The 18,611-nt window shown below is 25.3% G+C and carries 19 protein-coding genes; 16 read left to right on the forward strand and 3 right to left on the reverse strand.

Annotated features, from left to right (window positions below; genetic code table 11):
- Position 1: 1 nt before the first annotated feature.
- The 6 genes from CSBG_RS03305 to CSBG_RS03330 all read left to right on the forward strand — a co-directional run bounded on the left by CSBG_RS03305 (position 2) and on the right by CSBG_RS03330 (position 4,240).
- Positions 2–532, forward strand: a complete 531-nt coding sequence (locus CSBG_RS03305) for a 2-oxoacid:acceptor oxidoreductase family protein (protein WP_008677054.1) — start codon at positions 2–4, stop codon at positions 530–532.
- Positions 533–817: 285 nt separating this feature from the next.
- On the forward strand, positions 818–991 hold the full coding sequence (locus tag CSBG_RS03310) for a (2Fe-2S)-binding protein (protein WP_008677056.1): 174 nt from the start codon (positions 818–820) through the stop codon (positions 989–991).
- Positions 992–1,233: 242 nt separating this feature from the next.
- Positions 1,234–1,431: a hypothetical protein gene (locus tag CSBG_RS03315; protein WP_008677058.1), complete on the forward strand. Its 198-nt coding sequence runs from the start codon at positions 1,234–1,236 to the stop codon at positions 1,429–1,431.
- 281 nt (positions 1,432–1,712) lie between these two features.
- Entirely contained in the window at positions 1,713–2,102 is a 390-nt protein-coding gene (locus CSBG_RS03320; protein ID WP_008677062.1) for a zinc-ribbon domain-containing protein, read from the forward strand.
- Between the two features lie 80 nt (positions 2,103–2,182).
- Positions 2,183–2,866, forward strand: coding sequence for a response regulator transcription factor (locus CSBG_RS03325; protein ID WP_008677064.1), 684 nt, complete (start codon positions 2,183–2,185; stop codon positions 2,864–2,866).
- Positions 2,867–4,240, forward strand: a complete 1,374-nt coding sequence (locus CSBG_RS03330) for an ATP-binding protein (protein WP_008677066.1) — start codon at positions 2,867–2,869, stop codon at positions 4,238–4,240.
- 201 nt (positions 4,241–4,441) lie between these two features.
- On the opposite strand, the gene CSBG_RS03335 is transcribed toward CSBG_RS03330, so the two are convergent.
- Positions 4,442–6,208 (reverse strand): sulfite exporter TauE/SafE family protein, encoded by a 1,767-nt coding sequence (locus CSBG_RS03335; protein WP_008677068.1) that lies wholly within the window; start codon positions 6,206–6,208, stop codon positions 4,442–4,444.
- Between the two features lie 347 nt (positions 6,209–6,555).
- Between CSBG_RS03335 and CSBG_RS03340 the strand changes: the two genes are divergently transcribed.
- The 5 genes from CSBG_RS03340 (at position 6,556) to CSBG_RS03360 (ending at position 11,424) form a co-directional block, all read left to right on the forward strand.
- Positions 6,556–7,173 (forward strand): superoxide dismutase, encoded by a 618-nt coding sequence (locus CSBG_RS03340; RefSeq protein WP_008677070.1) that lies wholly within the window; start codon positions 6,556–6,558, stop codon positions 7,171–7,173.
- A 230-nt stretch (positions 7,174–7,403) separates the two neighbouring features.
- The gene (locus CSBG_RS03345; RefSeq protein ID WP_008677072.1) at positions 7,404–8,879 is read left to right on the forward strand and encodes a multicopper oxidase domain-containing protein; all 1,476 of its coding nucleotides are present in this window, start codon (positions 7,404–7,406) and stop codon (positions 8,877–8,879) included.
- A gap of 273 nt (positions 8,880–9,152) precedes the next feature.
- On the forward strand, positions 9,153–10,253 hold the full coding sequence (locus CSBG_RS03350; RefSeq protein ID WP_008677074.1) for a peptidase S41: 1,101 nt from the start codon (positions 9,153–9,155) through the stop codon (positions 10,251–10,253).
- Positions 10,250–10,681, forward strand: coding sequence for a DUF2809 domain-containing protein (locus CSBG_RS03355; RefSeq protein ID WP_008677076.1), 432 nt, complete (start codon positions 10,250–10,252; stop codon positions 10,679–10,681). The genes CSBG_RS03350 and CSBG_RS03355 overlap by 4 nt, the downstream gene beginning before the upstream one ends.
- A 17-nt stretch (positions 10,682–10,698) precedes the next feature.
- Positions 10,699–11,424 (forward strand): glycerophosphodiester phosphodiesterase, encoded by a 726-nt coding sequence (locus tag CSBG_RS03360; protein ID WP_008677078.1) that lies wholly within the window; start codon positions 10,699–10,701, stop codon positions 11,422–11,424.
- 74 nt (positions 11,425–11,498) lie between these two features.
- Here CSBG_RS03360 and CSBG_RS03365 read toward each other — a convergent pair whose 3' ends face one another.
- Positions 11,499–12,851, reverse strand: a complete 1,353-nt coding sequence (locus CSBG_RS03365; RefSeq protein WP_008677079.1) for an MATE family efflux transporter — start codon at positions 12,849–12,851, stop codon at positions 11,499–11,501.
- An 89-nt stretch (positions 12,852–12,940) separates the two neighbouring features.
- Between CSBG_RS03365 and CSBG_RS03370 the strand changes: the two genes are divergently transcribed.
- Positions 12,941–13,765, forward strand: coding sequence for a MerR family transcriptional regulator (locus CSBG_RS03370; protein WP_008677083.1), 825 nt, complete (start codon positions 12,941–12,943; stop codon positions 13,763–13,765).
- Between the two features lie 92 nt (positions 13,766–13,857).
- On the opposite strand, the gene CSBG_RS03375 is transcribed toward CSBG_RS03370, so the two are convergent.
- The gene (locus CSBG_RS03375; RefSeq protein ID WP_008677085.1) at positions 13,858–14,679 is read right to left on the reverse strand and encodes an alpha/beta hydrolase; all 822 of its coding nucleotides are present in this window, start codon (positions 14,677–14,679) and stop codon (positions 13,858–13,860) included.
- Between the two features lie 186 nt (positions 14,680–14,865).
- Here CSBG_RS03375 and CSBG_RS03380 point away from each other — a divergent pair, with 186 nt between their 5' ends.
- From CSBG_RS03380 to CSBG_RS03395, 4 genes are all read left to right on the forward strand, one after another.
- Positions 14,866–15,678, forward strand: coding sequence for an arginine deiminase family protein (locus tag CSBG_RS03380; RefSeq protein ID WP_008677087.1), 813 nt, complete (start codon positions 14,866–14,868; stop codon positions 15,676–15,678).
- Between the two features lie 185 nt (positions 15,679–15,863).
- Positions 15,864–16,781, forward strand: a complete 918-nt coding sequence (locus CSBG_RS03385; RefSeq protein ID WP_008677088.1) for a DUF2935 domain-containing protein — start codon at positions 15,864–15,866, stop codon at positions 16,779–16,781.
- A 620-nt stretch (positions 16,782–17,401) separates the two neighbouring features.
- Positions 17,402–18,109 (forward strand): hypothetical protein, encoded by a 708-nt coding sequence (locus CSBG_RS03390; RefSeq protein ID WP_008677092.1) that lies wholly within the window; start codon positions 17,402–17,404, stop codon positions 18,107–18,109.
- 159 nt (positions 18,110–18,268) lie between these two features.
- Complete coding sequence (locus tag CSBG_RS03395) at positions 18,269–18,487, forward strand: hypothetical protein (RefSeq protein ID WP_008677094.1); 219 nt, start codon at positions 18,269–18,271, stop codon at positions 18,485–18,487.
- Positions 18,488–18,611 lie beyond the last annotated feature (124 nt).

Raw genomic sequence — 18,611 nt, forward strand, 5'->3', positions numbered from 1 at the left:
AATGATAAAAAAAGAAATTATATTTGCAGGTTTTGGTGGGCAAGGAATATTAACTGCGGGTAAGTTTCTAGCTTATGCAGCAATGGATAAGGGATTCAATGTTTCATGGCTACCATCTTATGGTCCTGAAATGAGAGGTGGAACAGCAAATTGTTCAGTTATAATTTCTGATGAAGAAGTTGGATCTCCTGTTATATCAGAAGCAGATATAGTTGTTGTTATGAATAAGCCATCTTTAGATAAATTCAGTAAATCAATGAAGGATAATGGTACTTTAATAATAGATTCAGATATGGTAAAAGATGAAACTGATTTTGGTGATATAGAAGTATATAAGATAAATGCTGAATCAAAAGCAGAAGAGCTTGGAGATAAAAGAAATGCAAATATGATATTACTTGGTTTCTTAATTAAAAAATTAAAGATTATTACTATAGAAGATGTTTTAAGCTCTATTAGAATTCATGGTAAAAAAGAATATTATGAATTAAATAAATCAGCAATAGAATTAGGTGCAAAGATGCATTTATAGATAATGGTAAATACTACAAAGGCTTCGATTTTATAATAAAAATCCAACTTTTGAAGATAATATTAATTATAATATATAGGTTACAATAAAAATTATAATTGTATAATACCAGAATAATTGTTATTATATAATCAAAGTTATTATTTTGGTAGCTTATATAAAAAATAATATATGATTTCAATTTCGGCATTTTTATTAAATAAGTATGATAAATATTTAATACTATTAGGTTTAATTATGTAGATTATTAATTGAAACATATATAGTTATAAAGAGGTGGATAATATGGATATAATTTGTCTTTGTAAGGGTGTATCAAAGGACGTAATAGTTCAAGCTATTAAAGATGGTGCTGATACATTTGAAAAAATTCAAGAAGCAACAGGTGCAGGAACAGGATTTTGCGGTGCAAGTAGATGCAGAGGTAAAATAGAAGCACTAATAGAGGAAAATAAATAAAAATATATTTAAAGGAGCTGTCACACTAATTAATTAGTGAACAGCTCCTTTAATTTAAAATATAAAATTGTATGATAAATCATTTTAGATTAGAAATTAAAATAATGGACTTATAAAATGGTATATCCTTACTGTAATTCTTAAGATTTCATTAAATATGCTAAAGTTAGAATAATTTGTAACGAAATTGACAATAAATCATCTTATGATAGTAGTAGAATATAATTTAAGGAGGTGAGAATATGGTTGCTAGTATAGACATAAATAAACATTGTAGCTTGAATAAGTCAATAAGAAACTTATTTTATAAAAAGCAAAACATAAACAATTCAATTTTTTATACTGAAGAAGAAAAGAAAGAATTAACAAGAGAAATAGAAAAAGATATTTATGATACATGGAAAAAGATAAGATATAGTTTTGATAATAATGGGAAATAGGAGTTGTAGTTATACTAAAATAATAATAAAGTCATAGAGGAGACTATTAAATGATATATAATGTGATTGAAGCTCCTATGGAAGCAAGGATTTTAGTAATAAGTGAAAAGAATCACAATAGAAACAATACTATAAGCGTTAATATGAGTATAAATAAATATTATTTTTGATAAGAAGTTAGAGTTATTATGAATTCTGACTTCTTATTTATTTTAAAGATGATAAAATAAATATTATAAAACAAATATAATAAGCTAAGTGTTGTATAAAGGAGAAGAGTTATGTTCTTTATAGGGATTTTTGGAATAGAAAACAAAGAAAAAGAAGTCAAAATAATAAATAACTTAACATGTAAGAGTTGTAATAGATTAAGTATGGCAAGAATAATAAAGCATTATGAATTTTTCCATTTCTTTTTTATACCTATTTTCAAATGGAATGAAAAATACTATGTAGAATGTGGAAGTTGCAAGAAGATATTTTCTATTTCTAAGGAAAAGGGGAAGGTGATAGAAAGAGGGGAAAATATAGATATAACATATTGGGACTTACATGAAATTAATAATAATTATGGTTATGATTATAATATAAATAGTGTTTGTAAAAGTTGTGGTAAGGTAGTTGATTCAGAATATAAATATTGTCCATATTGCGGACATGAAATCAAATAGTATTTAAAGCATCTTCATAATACCTTCAAAATAATTTGTTAAAGTTTATATGACTAAATATTGAAATAAGGAGGTAGAGCATGAGTAATATTTTAATAATAGAAGATGAGGAAAGTGTGGCTAATGTACTAAAGGCATATTTAGAAAAAGATAAATATAATGTAAGTGTATGTAACTCTGGAATGGAAGCATTAGAAGTTTATAAGGAAATAGATTTTCAGCTAGTTATTTTAGATTTGATGCTACCAGATATAGATGGAGAAGAGATATGTAAAATTATAAGAAGAACTTCTGATGTATATATATTTATGTTAACGTCAAAAGCTAGTTTAAACGATAGAATTGTTGGTTTAGACATTGGAGCAGATGAATATTTAATTAAACCCTTTAGCCCAAGAGAACTTACGGCAAGGGTAAATGCTTTATTTAGAAGAATAAATACAAGTGAAAAAATAAGTGATATTTTTAATGATGGAATATTAAAGATAGATTATGAAAAGAGAATAGTAGAGCTTAGAGGCGAAGAAATATCATTTACACCAAGTGAATTTGATATTTTATATACATTATTAATTAATAAAGGAAAAGTTTTATCTAGGGAACAATTAATTGAAATTGTGTTTGGTATTGATTTTGATGGATATGATAGGACTATAGATGTACATATAAAGAATATAAGAAAGAAAATTGAGGAAGATACTAAGAATCCGAAGTATATAATAACAGTTACAAAAGTTGGATATAAATTTGGTGGTGATATATAAATGCAGAGTATTAGAAAAAAACTTAGTATATCATTTTTAGTATCATCTATATCAGCAATTATATTAATCATATTATTTGTTAATATCACCATTAATACTAAATTTAATAAGTATATGATAGATATTCAAGATAAAAGAAATGAGAGAATAGTTTCGTACTTTGAAGAAGTTTATAAAAGGGATAAAAAATGGACTAAAAACTCTGCTGTTGAGATAATGCATGAAGCTTATATGAGTAATTATTGTTTAACTCTAAAGGATGCTAATGGAAAAGTAGTTTGGGGAATGGATCCATCAGATATAAGAGATACTAGTCATTTTAATGGCATGAATACAGAAGAAAGTGGTGTATATGTTACTAAAAATTTTGATATAGTTGTAGATGGAGAAATTGTAGGTAATGTAGAAGTTGGGCAGTATTCTTCGGTGCTATTGACAGAAGAGGACTTGGAATTTAAATCATCCATAAATAAAAGTATTGTATTAAGTGGTATATTTACATTATTAATTATAATCATAATAAGTTTGTATATATCAAAGCAATTATCAATTCCTATTAAAAAGATAGCAATCATATCTAAAAGACTTTCAAGAGGAGATTTTGCAGCAAAGTCCAATGCAAAAAGTGATATTGAAGAAATTGAAGAATTAAGAGAAAGTATAAATATATTAGGTAAGAAGTTAAAAAATCAGGATATGTTAAGGAAGAGACTTGTGTCAGATATATCCCATGAAATAAGGACACCTCTTAATGTTTTACAAAATAACCTTGAAGCAATGATAGATGGGATTTTCCCAGTATCTAATCAAAGATTATCATCTTTAAATGATGAAGTAATAAGATTTGGAAAGTTATTAAATAACTTGGATGTATTAAAAGAATTTGAAGATGAAAGTATAAATTTAGAATTTGAGAATATTTTATTAGATGAATTTATTATTGAATTAGCTGAAGATTTTTATTTAGAAGCTAAGAGTAAAAATATAAAAATTAATTATAGTATAGAAAAAGATGAAACTTACATTATTCCTGGAGACAAGGATCAGTTAAGACAAGTATTTATAAACTTAATAACTAATGCAATTAAGTTTACAGAGAATGAAGGAAGTGTAAGTATTAATTTATATAAAGATAATAATAAAATTATAGTAGAAGTTATAGATACAGGAATAGGAATAAAGGAAGAGGATTTGCCATTTATATTTGAAAGATTATATAGAGGAGATAAAAGTCGTCAAAAAATAGAAGGCAATGGTATAGGGTTAACTATAGTAAAGAGAATATTAAGTTTACATTGTGCGAATATAGAAGTAGAATCAAATGAGGGCATAGGTACAACATTTAGGATTGTTTTTGATAATTTAAGAATTTAGGACTTTAAATAATGGAATGCTTTATAAATTTTCTATTTATTAGAAGAATATATTTAAAAATATTTTTATATTGCATATATTAATATTAGAAAGTTATTATAATTGCTAGATTTAGTAATATACAAAGGGGGGGGGCGCTAAACGCGCCCCCCTTTGATAATTATATATTCACTCAATATATAATTATTAGCTTAAAAATATTTAATTAAAACGAAGATATTTATTTACAATTCCATCATAATCAGCATTATCCATATCATCAACTGCTTCAATTATACCAAGAATTTCATCATTTTTTGTTATTGCATATCCTCCAGTAGAAGCTAAGTTTAATGGAATTTCAAATATTCCTTTCTGTCCAATAAAGGAGCTTACTGTGCTTCCATCTTTAACACTGGATATTATATATTCCCCTTCATAATTAGTATAATTAGTTAAGTCTATTGTAAGATTAAAGTCTAGATTACTTTTTGCAACTAATATTAATGGTTGGAATTCGTTACCTACGCCATTAATAATAGCTGTTTGGAATTTTTCAGTTACTTTTGAAGTTGTAATTAAAGTTTCTGGATAAGATGGAGAATTATTTAGTGGAACAGCACAACAACTAGGTCCATTACTTGCACTAGGAAGTGAAGGATCGTATTTAGATGTATCAACTGAAGCTAAGTCATCTACAACTTTAATTACGCCTCTAATCATTCCCATCCAACAGCTGAAATTTATATCCTTATCATTTGGTATAAATTCAATTACATTTTCTCCACTTTTAAGTTTTTGCTGAATATTTAATGAGTTAGCTACTACTGAATTATTACAATAGTTAAGGCTTTCACCATTAATTACCCACTTAACAGGTATACCCTTTTGAACATAAAATACATTAGGACTATATCCATTATTATTAGCAGTCATATTTATAATTTGAACTCCATCTTCAATAACTGCTTTAGATGAATCAGTGCTAGCATTTGATGCATAAGAGCCTTTCATCATAAAACCTAATGGATTTATATTTATTCCAGAAAGAGCTAAACCTCTATTACCCATTATTACTCCTAAAACTATAATAAGAACGCCACTAAGTTTAAGAAGCTTTTTAGTGTAACCTTTACTTAAGAAACCAGAAATTGCGCCAAAAGTAAGCATTAGAGGAACGGTACCTAAAGCAAATATAAACATTGATAAAGCACCTTTAAATGCACTTCCTGTACCAAGAGCAAAAAGCTGCATAGTTTGTAGTGGACCGCAAGGCATAAATCCATTTAAAAGTCCTACAATAAAAGGTGAATTAAATTTTCTTTTATATTGAGATAGAAAGTTTGGAATTCTTATGCTAAACTTTCTAAAAAATTTAAAGCCTGATATGTTTAAACCCATTATAACCATGAATATCCCTGCAAATATTTGAATGAATGCTTTTGCAGTAATTGATAATGAAAATACTGAACCTATCCCACCAATTATTCCACCTAAAATAGTATAAGAGATAACTCTACCAATATTATATAATAAGGAAGGGGTTATTGATTCAAGTTTCGATTTGCTTTCTTTAGCAAAAGATAAGCTTTGAGAAAGCATTATGCCGCCACACATTCCTACACAGTGAATGGAAGTAAATATACCAACTATAAAAAGAAAAGCATATGAAGCATTACTAAGTTTTGATTCCATATCAAAACCACTAGTTCTGAATCCAAGAATTAATATAATAAATATTATTACAAGTATTCCTATAGTTCCCAAATTGCTTGAAGCTTCAGTAGAATATCCAGCTTTATTTATAGCTTTTTTTATTTCATCTAGATTGCATAGGTCAGTATCATATTCAATTTCTAGAGTTTCCTTAGTATAGTTTGCTTTGGCGCTTATTACGCCATTAATTTTTTTCACAGTGTTTTCAATTCTTTTTTCACATGATGTACAAGTCATTTCATAAACTTTAATTTTTTCTCTGTTAATACCCATAGATATCCTCCTAATTACTAGTTAAAAAAAGTATATGAAATAATTGTGTTATTTTTATGAAGATAATCATTCTTATAAGTCTCTAAAAGTGTTCTTTTTATTTAGTTTAATTGTATATAAGCGTAAGCATTTGTTAGAGGTATAGTTAAAAAATAGATTTAATATTAAAGAAAATAATAAAAAATAATAAATAAAGGAATTATAATAACTAACAATCTATACATAATAATTACAAAATAAGGGTAAATTATATTTGATATATAAGATTCAGTATATTTACTTATAATTAATTAGTTTGTATTATATATCAAATAATAGTAGGAACATAAATAAAGGAGAGATAAACTATGTACAACAAAATTAATTTACCATATGCATTTGATGCATTAGAACCATATATAGATGAAGAAACAGTAAAAACACATTATGGAAAGCATCTTCAAACATATGAAACTAACTTAAATAAAGCTTTAGAAGGCTATGAAGAATATACAAAAGGAAAGACTTTAGATCAATTAATAAAAGATATAGAGGATTTACCAGAAGAAATAAGACCAGCAGTAGTAAATAATGGTGGTGGAGTATCCAATCATAATTTATATTTCTCAGTACTTTCTCCAACTCCAAAGAAAGCTCCAGAAGGAAAATTACTTGAAGAAATAAATAAAACTTTTGGTAGCGTAGAAAAGCTAAAAGAAGAATTAACAAATGCAGCTATATCTCAATTTGGATCAGGATATGGATTCTTAGTTAAAGATAAAGATGGAAAGTTATCAATAGTAAAGAGAGCTAATCAAAACTCACCAGTTATGGATAACCTTATTCCAATTTTAACAATAGATGTATGGGAACATGCTTATTATTTAAAATATAAGAACTTAAGAGCTGATTATGCTAAAAATATATGGAATGTAATAGACTGGGAAAAAGTTGAAGGCCTTTATGAGGATTGTCATAACATCTAATATTTAAATTAATATTTAATAAAAAGCACATCATTATTTGATATGTTGATTAATAGTAAAAAATAAAACTTTTACTATTAAGGAGCAATTAAATTTGGTGTGCTTTTAATTCACTTTTAACCACAAGTTTTTTATATGAATATATGACATATAAGTATCTACATAATTTCCACATAATAATTATTTATAATAAATATTAAATAATAATTAATACTTATAGGAGAAGTAAGATGAATAAGAAAAGTAGTAAATATATAATAGTAGGATTCGTTGCCTTAGCAATAGTAATCATATATGCTTTATTGCAGAATCCTATTAAAGGATTTTTAATGAAAAACACAAATGGAAAAGAAGAAACTAATATAACTAATAATAATCAGATAGATGAGGCTAAGAAGCTAGATAAGGATAAAAATAAATTACCAATACCAGAACTTTTAGAGGATACAAATCCAGATGAGAATATAGCTGAATTTACATTAGAGCCACAAGAAGGAAAAACTAACTTAATAGGTAATAAAGAAACAGAAACTATGGGTTATAATGGAAGTTTTTTAGGCCCAGTAATAAAAGTGAATAAAGGTGAAAAAGTAAATATACATGTTAATAATAAATTGAAGGAAGCAACAACTCTTCATTGGCATGGATTAGAGGTAGATGGTAAAAATGATGGTGGACCTCATCAAGGAATACAACCAGGAGATGCTTGGGAGCCAAGCTTTACTATAAATCAGCCAGCAGCAACTTTATGGTATCATCCACATTTTATTGGAAGTACAGCAACACAAGTTTATAAGGGATTAGCAGGGCTATTTTATATTGAAGATGAAGTATCTAAAAGTTTAAACATCCCTAAGGAATATGGAGTAAATGATATACCATTAGTTATTCAAGATAGAAGCTTTAATAAAGATGGAAGCTTTATATATGATACAAATATGATGGATGGAGCAGTAGGCAATACAATAATTATTAATGGTTCAATTGATCCAACTTTAGAAGTTAAAACTGAAAAAGTTAGATTTAGAATAGTAAATGGTGCTAATTCAAGCAACTTTGAGTTGAGTTTAAGTAATAAAAATGAATTTTATCAAATTGCTTCAGATGGAGGTTTTTTAGAAGCTCCAATAAAACAAAGTAGTATTTTTTTATCACCTGGGGAAAGAGCAGAGATAATAGTTGATTTTTCAAAGTATGAAGTTGGAACTAAAATAGAATTAAAAAGTGATAACAAAAACATAATGACATTTAATATTAATGAAAAAGTAGAAGATAAAAATGAAATACCTAATAGCTTAACTACCATAAATAGAATGACAAAAGAAAATGTAACTAAAGAAAGAAGGTTTGAGCTTAGAGGAATGGGACATATGGTATCCATAAATGGTGAAGAGTTTGATATGGATATAATAAATGAAGTAGGTAAATACGGAGAAACAGAAATTTGGACAATTACAAATCCAGCCACAATGATGCATTCTATGGGACATCCGTTTCATATACATGGAACACAATTTCAAGTTCTAACAAGGAATGGCAAAGAGCCTTTACCAGAAGAAATGGGATGGAAAGATACTGTATTTATTAATCCTGACGAAGAAGTAAAACTTATAGTAAGGTTTAATGATATAGGAACATATATGTATCATTGTCACATACTAGAACATGAAGAAGAAGGTATGATGGGGCAAATAAAAATAGAATAAGAATAGAATAAAATTATATTAGAAATATTTTATTTTTATAGGTATTAAAAAGATTAATATTATTAAGGTTTAACTAAGTAGATAATCTTAAAAAGAAAGAGACGTGATTATTTAACTAACTAGTAAAAGTTTAGTTGAAATAAATGCGTCTCTTTATTCTTTAATAATGATATAGTAAATAATAGGATATAAATTAAATTTATTATAAAAAATATAGTAAAAAGTAATTTATAATAACTAATATAATAAACTTAATAAAATAAAGGAGCTATAATGAGTAATACATGGGAAGAAAAATGGTTTGAAGATATAGATTATTTAAAAGAAAACTTAATAAAAAGACATAAAAATTTATTTTTTCATATATCAAGAGATGAGTTTGAAGAAAAAATAAATTATTTAAAATCAATAGTAAATAATTTAGATTACGATGATATGAAGGTTGAGTTAAGTAGAATTGTTGCATCAGTAAAGGATGCACATACTTCTATCATTTTTCCAGTAAAAAAGTATTTACCATTTAAGTTTTATTGGTTTAATGATGAAATTTATATAATAAAGACTACTGAAAAGTATAAAAATTTGTTGTATAAAAAGGTAAGCTCAATTGAGAATATATCAATATATGAAATTATAGAAGAACTAAAAGAAATAATCTCCTATGAAAATGAATTTTTATTTAAAGAGCAGAGCATGAAATATATTCAAGCAGCTGATGTACTTTATGGATTATTATTAATAGATTCAGTAGATAAAGTCAAGATTAAAGTAAATGATTTTGAATGTAATGCAGAGACTGTATCCTTAGAGGAATTGATATATACAGAAGAATATAAATTACCTATATATGCAAAAAATGAATTTGAAAACTTTTGGTATGAACATTTGATAGATTCAAAAGAAATATATATAAAGTATAATTCATGTAGAGAAGATGGAGATATAAAATTAAGTCAAAAGATAAATGATGTAGTTGAGTATATTAATAAAAATTCTATTGAAAGACTAACATTGGATTTAAGTGATAATCTTGGAGGTGATTCTAGATTAATTAGACCGCTTATAGATTTTATAAAAACAAATAATTATATAAATAAACGTGAAAATTTAAAAGTCATAATTGGTAGAAGAACTTTTTCATCAGCCCTTTTAAATGTCTATGAATTTATAAATGAAACTAATGCAAAGCTAGTAGGAGAGCCATCAGGAGGAAAACCTAACTGTTATGGTGAAATATTAAAATTTGAATTACCAAACAGTAAATTTATTGTTACTTACTCAACGAAATATTACAAGTTAATAGATGATGATTCAGTTATGGCGTTATATCCAGAAGAAATAGTTTATAGAAAAATAGAGGATTATATAAAATGAGAAAGCTTGGAACTTTGCTTAAAAATAAAGAATGTAATTTTGGCAGAAGTAGAATAATTTATTTATTATTAACTTTAACTACAATGTGTTTTGGATTAGTCTCAAGAAAATATATTAATTATTTACCTAGTTTTATAGGTAAGTATGCAGGGGATACATTGTGGGCAACTATGGTTTATTTAGGATTAGCATTTTTATTTAATAGATTTAATATAAGAAAGATTACAATATTCTCCTTAATATTTTCTTATGGAATAGAAATTTCACAGCTATACCAAGGAGAATGGATTAATAAAATAAGAAACACTTTAATAGGAGCATTAATATTAGGGCGTGGATTTTTATTTTCTGATTTAATTTGTTATACTGTTGGGATATTTATAGGAATAATAATAGATAAATTGATATTTAGAAAAAAATTTAATTAATATAAGGGAGGAGAATTATGATAAATTTTGCACATAGAGGAGCAAGCTTTGATTACCCAGAAAATACAATACTTGCATTAAAGGAAGGAATTAAATCAGGTGCAAATGGACTAGAAATAGATGTGCATAAGACAAAAGATAATAAACTTGTTGTAATTCATGATGAAGATGTAGAGCGTACTTACTTAGGAAAAGGATTAGTTAAGGATCTTACTCTTAATGAATTAAGAAAACTTAAAAATAGAAAAAAGTTATTTAGAGATAATAGAGAGTGTAACATACCAACATTAGAGGAAGTACTAGGATTAATAAATGGTAAAGATATAACATTAAATATAGAATTAAAAACAGATGAGATTCATTATAAGGGAATTGAAGAAGATGTAATTAGCTTAAAAAATGAGTATAAATTAAATAATCAAATAATTTTATCAAGCTTTAATCATAATTCAATAAAAATAGTTAAAAGCTTGGATAGTAGTATAAAGACAGGAATATTATATGATAAACCAATTGAAGATGTAATTAAGTATGCAAAAGAGTTAGATGTAGATGCAATTCATCCAGATTTAAGATTTGTATCAAGAGAACTAATTGAAGAAGCACATGAAAATAATTTGAAAGTTAATATATATACTGTTAATATGCCAATATATATGAGATTACTTATTAAAAATAAAGCAGATGGATTATTTACCGATTATCCAGAGTTATTAAGTGAAATATTAAAAGAAGAAATATAAAAAGAAAAAGTTAAATCAATCTTACAATATGTGACTATTTTATAATACATTGTGGATTAATTTAACTTTTTTCTTTAAGCATAGACTTTAAAATATTTATAGCTGTAACCATATATATTTTTATATTTATAAATATAAAATAAAGAAAATACTAAAGTCATAATTTCAGCAAGAGGAACTGCAAGCCAAACACCATTTACACCTATTAATGATGGTAAAAATATTATGCCACTAGATAAGAATATAAATGTTCTTAAAAGTGAAAGTAAAGCAGATACTTTACCATTAGAAAAAGCAGTAAACATTCCAGATGTAAAAATATTTACTCCGCATAATAAGAAACTTATTTGAAATAAGTTAAATCCATTTAATGTAATATCATAAAGTTCAGTTCCATTTCCAGCAAATATAGAAATTAATAATGGTGACAAGTATTTTGAAATTATAAAAGTAGATATTGAAAATAACATTATAAATATATAACTATATTTAATTATCTTATAAAGTTGTTGCTTATTTTCACTACCAAAATTATAACTTATGCGCGGTGATACTCCAGAAGTAAATCCTATATAAGCAGAAACTAATAAAAATTGAGCATATAAAACTATAGTTATAGATGCAACTCCATTTTCACCTAAAAGTTTTATCATTATTATATTATATAAAAATGTTGTAACAGCAGATGATATTTGAGTTACCATTTCTGAAGAACCATTGCTACAGCTATATAATATTGTTTTAAAATTAAATTTAGGTTTAACAAAATGTAAAGTATTCTTTTTATTAAAGAAATATATAATTCCAATTATTGATGGAAGTGAATAACCAATACATGTTGCTAATGCAGCTCCAACAAGTCCCATATTTAGAGGGACAATAAGTACATAATCTAAAATAATATTTGTTACCCCTCCTATGATTGCACTTAATAAACCTAAGTTCGGATTACCAGCTGTAATTAAGAAATAATCAAAAAGCATTTTAAGTATAATTACGGGAGTAAAAAGTAACATTGTAAATAAGTAAGTATGAGAATTTTCATATAAACTATCAGTCGATCCCAGTAAATAAATGATTTGCTTTATAAATATTAAAGAAAATATAGCTATTATTAGTCCAAATATTATTGAAGTTATTGTTATAAGAGTGAAGCTTTCTCTTGCTTCTTTATCTTTAGCTTCTCCCATAAATTTTGCCACAATAGCACTTCCACCTGTGGCCATCATGACACTTATTCCTATTAATATGCAAATAACAGGGTATACTATATTTATTGCAGAAAGAGCATTTGATCCAATATACCTAGAAACAAATATACCATCAATAATTGTATAAAGAGAAAAGAATACCATCATTATAATTGTTGGTAAAGTAAATTTTATAAGACTTAAAAAGGTAACTTCCTTTCCAAGTGAATTATTCATATCTAACACTCCTAAATCTTAATTGATTTTTTTCTTTTCTTATAATAAAGTATCCAGTAAGGGAATAGTCAATAGGAGGTTTACTATTTATGAAAGGAGATTTCAAAAAATATTATACAACTGGAGAATTTGCAGAGCTTTGTGGAATAAAAAAGAAAACTCTTTTTCATTACGATGATATAGATTTATTTAAGCCAGAAAAGGTTATGAGTAATGGATATAGATATTATTCAAAATATCAGTTGGAAGTTTTTAATGTAATATCAGTATTAAAGGAAATTGGTATGCCATTAAAAGAAATTAAAAAATTTTTAGATAAAAGAAATCCGGAAAACACATTACAATTATTAAAATATGAAAAAGAGCAAGTTGAAAAAGAAATACATAACCTTAAAAGGATTCAAAAACTTTTAGAAGTAAAATTAAACTTAATAGAAGTTGGAATTAATTCCACAAGTGAGTTAGTTTTAGAAGAAAAAGAGGAAGAGTATATAGTATTAAGCAATCCAGTAAATGAAACGGAAGATGACTATGATATTGAAACATATACAGAACATATAAAATACTGTATTGATAATGATTTGGATTATGGATATCCAGTAGGATCAATTATAAATAAAGAAAATTTAATTAATAGAAGATTTGATAAATATAGTTATTATTTTAGTAAGGTAATAGAAAAGAAAAAATATAAAGATTTAGTTTTAAAGCCAAAAGGGCTTTATTTAGTAGGATATTCACATGGATATTATGATAAAGTTTATAAGGTTTATGAGAAAATGATAAAATATATAGAAGAAAATAATTTAAGAATTAATGGGTATTCTTATGAAGAAGTATTAATAGATGAAATAGCTAGTAGTATTGGTGATGACTTTGTTATTAAAATTTCAATAAAAGTTGATAAAAACTAATTATAAAAATATTTGAACTTATAAAATTTAATGGAGCTGACTTAAAACAGCTCCTATTAAAAATTATATATTGTGAGATAGATTTATTATCATTACTTTAGCTTGTTTTCCATAAATTTAAGAAGAGTATCATTTACTATATCTTTTTCTTCAATAAAGGCAGCATGACCACTTCCTTTCAAAGGTATCAATATAGAAATTTCAATATTTTCATCTAAATACTCAGCAAATTCATAAGGACAAACTTTATCGTGTATTCCATGTAAAATTAGTGTAGGAACTTTTATTTTAGGGATATCATTAAAGAGTCTTTCATTTTTTAGGCTAATTAGTCCTTGAGTAGTAGCCCATGGTGAAGCAGATAGGGCTATGTTGTTAAACCAGTTTAAAAGAGGTTGAGATACATATTGGTAGAAAAATAAATCAGAAATACCGCTAATGAATTTAGGCCTATCATTAAGAGAGGCATTTATAAACGTAGTAACTTCCGCATCTGTATATCCATAAGGAACTTCTCTTGTTTTGACCCAGCTAGGTGCAGCAGCACCTATTAAACAAAGATTAGATACACCATGACCATTATAATTAGACATATATCTTATGGATATTGCACCACCCATAGAGTGTCCAACTAAAGTTATATCATTTAATTTAAGAACGTCTATTACTTTTTTTATGTCTGCGGCCATTGTATTATAATCATATCCGTTGTAAGGTCTATCAGAATCACCATATCCTCTTAAGTCGATAGCAACACATCTGTATCCATTAGAAGGAAAGAAGTTTAATTGATACTCGTACACACTATGATTTAATGGCCATCCATGTATAAATAATATGGTCTTCTCTGCTTCAGAATTTAAGTCTTCCACAGCAATTCTAGAATTATCACTTGTTTTAACAAAATATTTCATAAAGGTCTCCTATATATAATTTATCCCTATTAATATATTCGAGTATAAAGAATCCTGTTAATAATTAAAACTAATCAAATATAAAGTACATTAAAAAATCTTTTATTAGACCTTTGCATAAGTGAATATTATAAAGATTATATTGAAATTATAAATATATAATATTATATGTATAGGAGTTAAGAGATGAAAATATATAATTATTGCCAAAGTGATGAATTAAAATCTTGTATATTATGTTACCCAGTAAACTTTAAAATAATAGATAAAAGCAATGAATATTATAACAAAATAAACTATGATTTGCTTTATAGTCAGTATAATAACTTTATAAATGCATTAAGTAAAAATAATATAAAGCTATATTTTATAGATATAAATAAAAATGCTACTCAACAAGTCTTTACTCAAGATATTGGTTTTGTAATTGATGATTTGCTTTTTGTAAGTAAGATGAAAGAAAAAGAGAGAAAAATTGAAACTGAGAGTTTTATGAAGTTTGTAAAAGATAATAATATAAAATATTATGAAATGAAGAATAATATAGAGGGCGGGGATGTTATAAAGTATCAAGATGTTATTTTTGTTGGAATTAGTAGCAGAACATCTATCCAGGCTGTCAATGAGCTTCAAGAAGTTTTAATTAATATGAAAAATAATACTAAAGTTATTCCAGTTAATTTTGATACTAGTAAAATACATTTAGATTGTGTTTTCAATACCCTAGATAAAGGAAGTGCAGTTATATCACCTTATGTTTATGATAAAAAGATAATAGAAAAATATATAAATAATTTATATGAAATATCTAAGAAAGATGCAGATGACTTAGCAACTAATTATGTATATTTAGGAAATAAGAAGCTATTAAGCAGTAATAAATCTGTAACTGAAATGCTTATAGAAAAAGGCTATGAAGTGGAATTTATAGAATACAGTGAAATTATGAAAAGTCAAGGAAGTTTAGGGTGTTCGTGCATATTTGATTTAAGAGAATAATATAGGGTTTAGGGTTTTATATTTGAATTAATGCTAGTAGTATATTAGATTTTTAATATATTACTAGCATTAATTCTATACAAAATTAAGCATATAAAGATTACTTTATGAAATTAATTTCTTAGTATGAACATAAAATGAATTTTATAAATATACTATAATAAAATTCTTATGGAGGAAAAGACATGCTAGCACGTAAAAGATATATTTTTTTATCTTTAGAATTACATTTATTTTATGCACGAATTATGAAAGAGCATGCTATTTTTTTAGAGGCTGGATTTACCCCTAAAAATGTTAAGCTTGCTAAAGAAGCTGATAACTATAAACTACAATTTGAAAAACTTTTATTAGATACTATAAAATTAAGTCATGGAAGAATTAGAGAAGAGGTATTAGATTCAGGAGAACTTTATACTGATTACACTTTAAGTACAGAAAGAAAAACAGAACATTATACTGGTATAGAAATAAATTCTAAAATAACAATTATAGAGACAAAACTACAGGGAAAAAATCATAAAGATTATGATAATAAGACAAAAAGTTCTGTGAAGAGGCTTAATAGTATGGCTATAAAATTACTTGATTGCTTAATAGATTTTAAAACAAAGGTTTTAAATGAAGTACTAGCATGTAATATATTTACGGCAAGTTATCCTACATTTTTAGATCACTTAATACATGAAGCAAAATTATATCGTTCATATGTTTATTCTTTGGAAAATGATCAAGATATTGAAGAAAAAAATATTAAGGATGCTGAGTTGTTTTGGGACCATATTATGCTTGAACATGCTTCTTTTATAAGAGGATTATTAGACCCTTCTGAAGGAAAACTAATAAGAACAGCAGATGAATTTGTAAAGGTATATAATGATTTAATTCAAAGTACTATGGATATGGATTCTACAGGAATGTTAGGAGTTACTGATAATACATTAACAGAAACTATTAATTTTAGAGATTTTAAAAAATCAGGTACAGAAGGAATTGATGAGTGTAAAATAAAATCCATGATGCTTCCACTTATGGCTGATCATGTATTAAGAGAAGCAAATCATTATATAAGATTACTTAAAAGTTATGAAAATAGGATTTAATTGAAGTTGATTTTAATAAAAATTGACATACATAAGAAGAGGCAATAAGAAAATTATATGTGAATATATTAGAGTAACCACCTGTTTGGGTGGTTATTTTAATTATAAGAAATCAATGTGTAAATTAAATGTAAATATATATAGTTATATTTAATTTGTTGAATATATGTAAGTATTTACAATAATTAAAAGTTCTTTTAAAATAAATATATATAATTAACGAGAAGAAAATCAATTCTAATTATTAAGTATTAGATTATTAGTAAATATTTTTATATTATTAAATAATTAAATTGTTTCAGAAGAGGCAAGTGAGGTAATGATAGATCTTAACATTTTGATTCGATATGTGGTAAGTGTTGCGATAAGTTCATTAGTGTTTTTCACAGTTATGGTAAATTATAATAGGATGAAGAATGTTGTAAAAATAGATTATTAATATTCTTTTTAGTTGTAGTCCTAGTTTTAGTTGATATTATAATTAAAATTCTTTTCGGAAGAGAAAGCATTTCTGCTACAATAATTAGAAGTATTACATATTCAGTAAGTATGAGTATTTTTATTTATTTAATTTTAAGTAGGAAATAGAAAGTATAATGAATTTTAAATAGGAGCTATTTATGTATCAATACAATTGGCTTTTTGAAGCAAGATCAATAGGAGAATTTTTTAAGAGACTAGGGATTTTTATTTTAATAGTAATAATATTTGTTTTACATTTTATTGGAGTATCTTATTTAATTGAAAGTTTTATTAAAGCATTTAATGACAACTATTTATTAATAACAACGAAGATATTTGATAATATAGTATGTTTATTAATTCCAGCAATAATATTAGTAATGATTTACTTCAAAATAAAGATAAAAATAAGGACAAGGGATATAATTTGTAAAAGAAAAAATAAATTATGTTCTAGAATTTTTTATTCTATTTTGATTTCTTTAATATTGTTTTTTATTTATAGCTTAAATAAATATACGATCTTTTATGAAAATAAAATTAAAAAACATAATATTATAAAGTCTTTAGAAAAGGAATATAGCTATTCTGATATAAAAGAAGGAGATATAGGAATAAAGTGGAGAAATAGAAAATATCCGAGTTTTTATTATAAAATTCATTTTAATGATGGATATAAAGTTAATATTACAAACGGAGTATTTGGAGACAATTATGATTTAAAAAATTTGATTAAAGTAAATAATGTTCTTTTAGAAAAGGATATTATTAGAAATGTAGAAAAGACATACCTTGATATTTATACAATAGATTTTCATGAAGACAGAAAAAATGATATGTATGAGTTATTTAATATTAGCAATTAACTAAATTAATATTAAATAATTTTTAGAATATATATATATATATGAGTTTTATAGAAAAAGTTTAATTAATAGATTTATTCTATCAGTTTTTATAAATGGTTTTATGTTTGTATATTGAGATAAATATTACATAAATAAATTTAAAAGGAGTCTTAAGCTATGGAAAATAAAAAGATATGTCCTAAATGTAACGGTGAGAAAATCTTAAGAATACCTGGTGAAACTGGTATATATGGAACGGGGAATAATATTCCAGCAGGGTTTCTAAATGGTACTGTAAATATTTCAAGATATTTATGTTGTAATTGCGGATATATGGAAGAATGGGTAGATAATAAAGAAGATATAAATAAGTTGGAAGAAAGATATAGAAAATAAAAATATATAAAATTAAAATAATCTCTAAGGTATGGTAGAGATTGTTTTTTTGTGGAGAAATAATAAAAAAATTTTTAAAATACATTATTATATAATTTCTAAGATTTAATGGGGAAGTATTAAA

The sequence above is a fragment of the Clostridium sp. 7_2_43FAA genome (assembly GCF_000158375.2).
In the GTDB taxonomy this organism is placed as follows: Bacteria; Bacillota; Clostridia; order Clostridiales; family Clostridiaceae; genus Clostridium; species Clostridium tertium.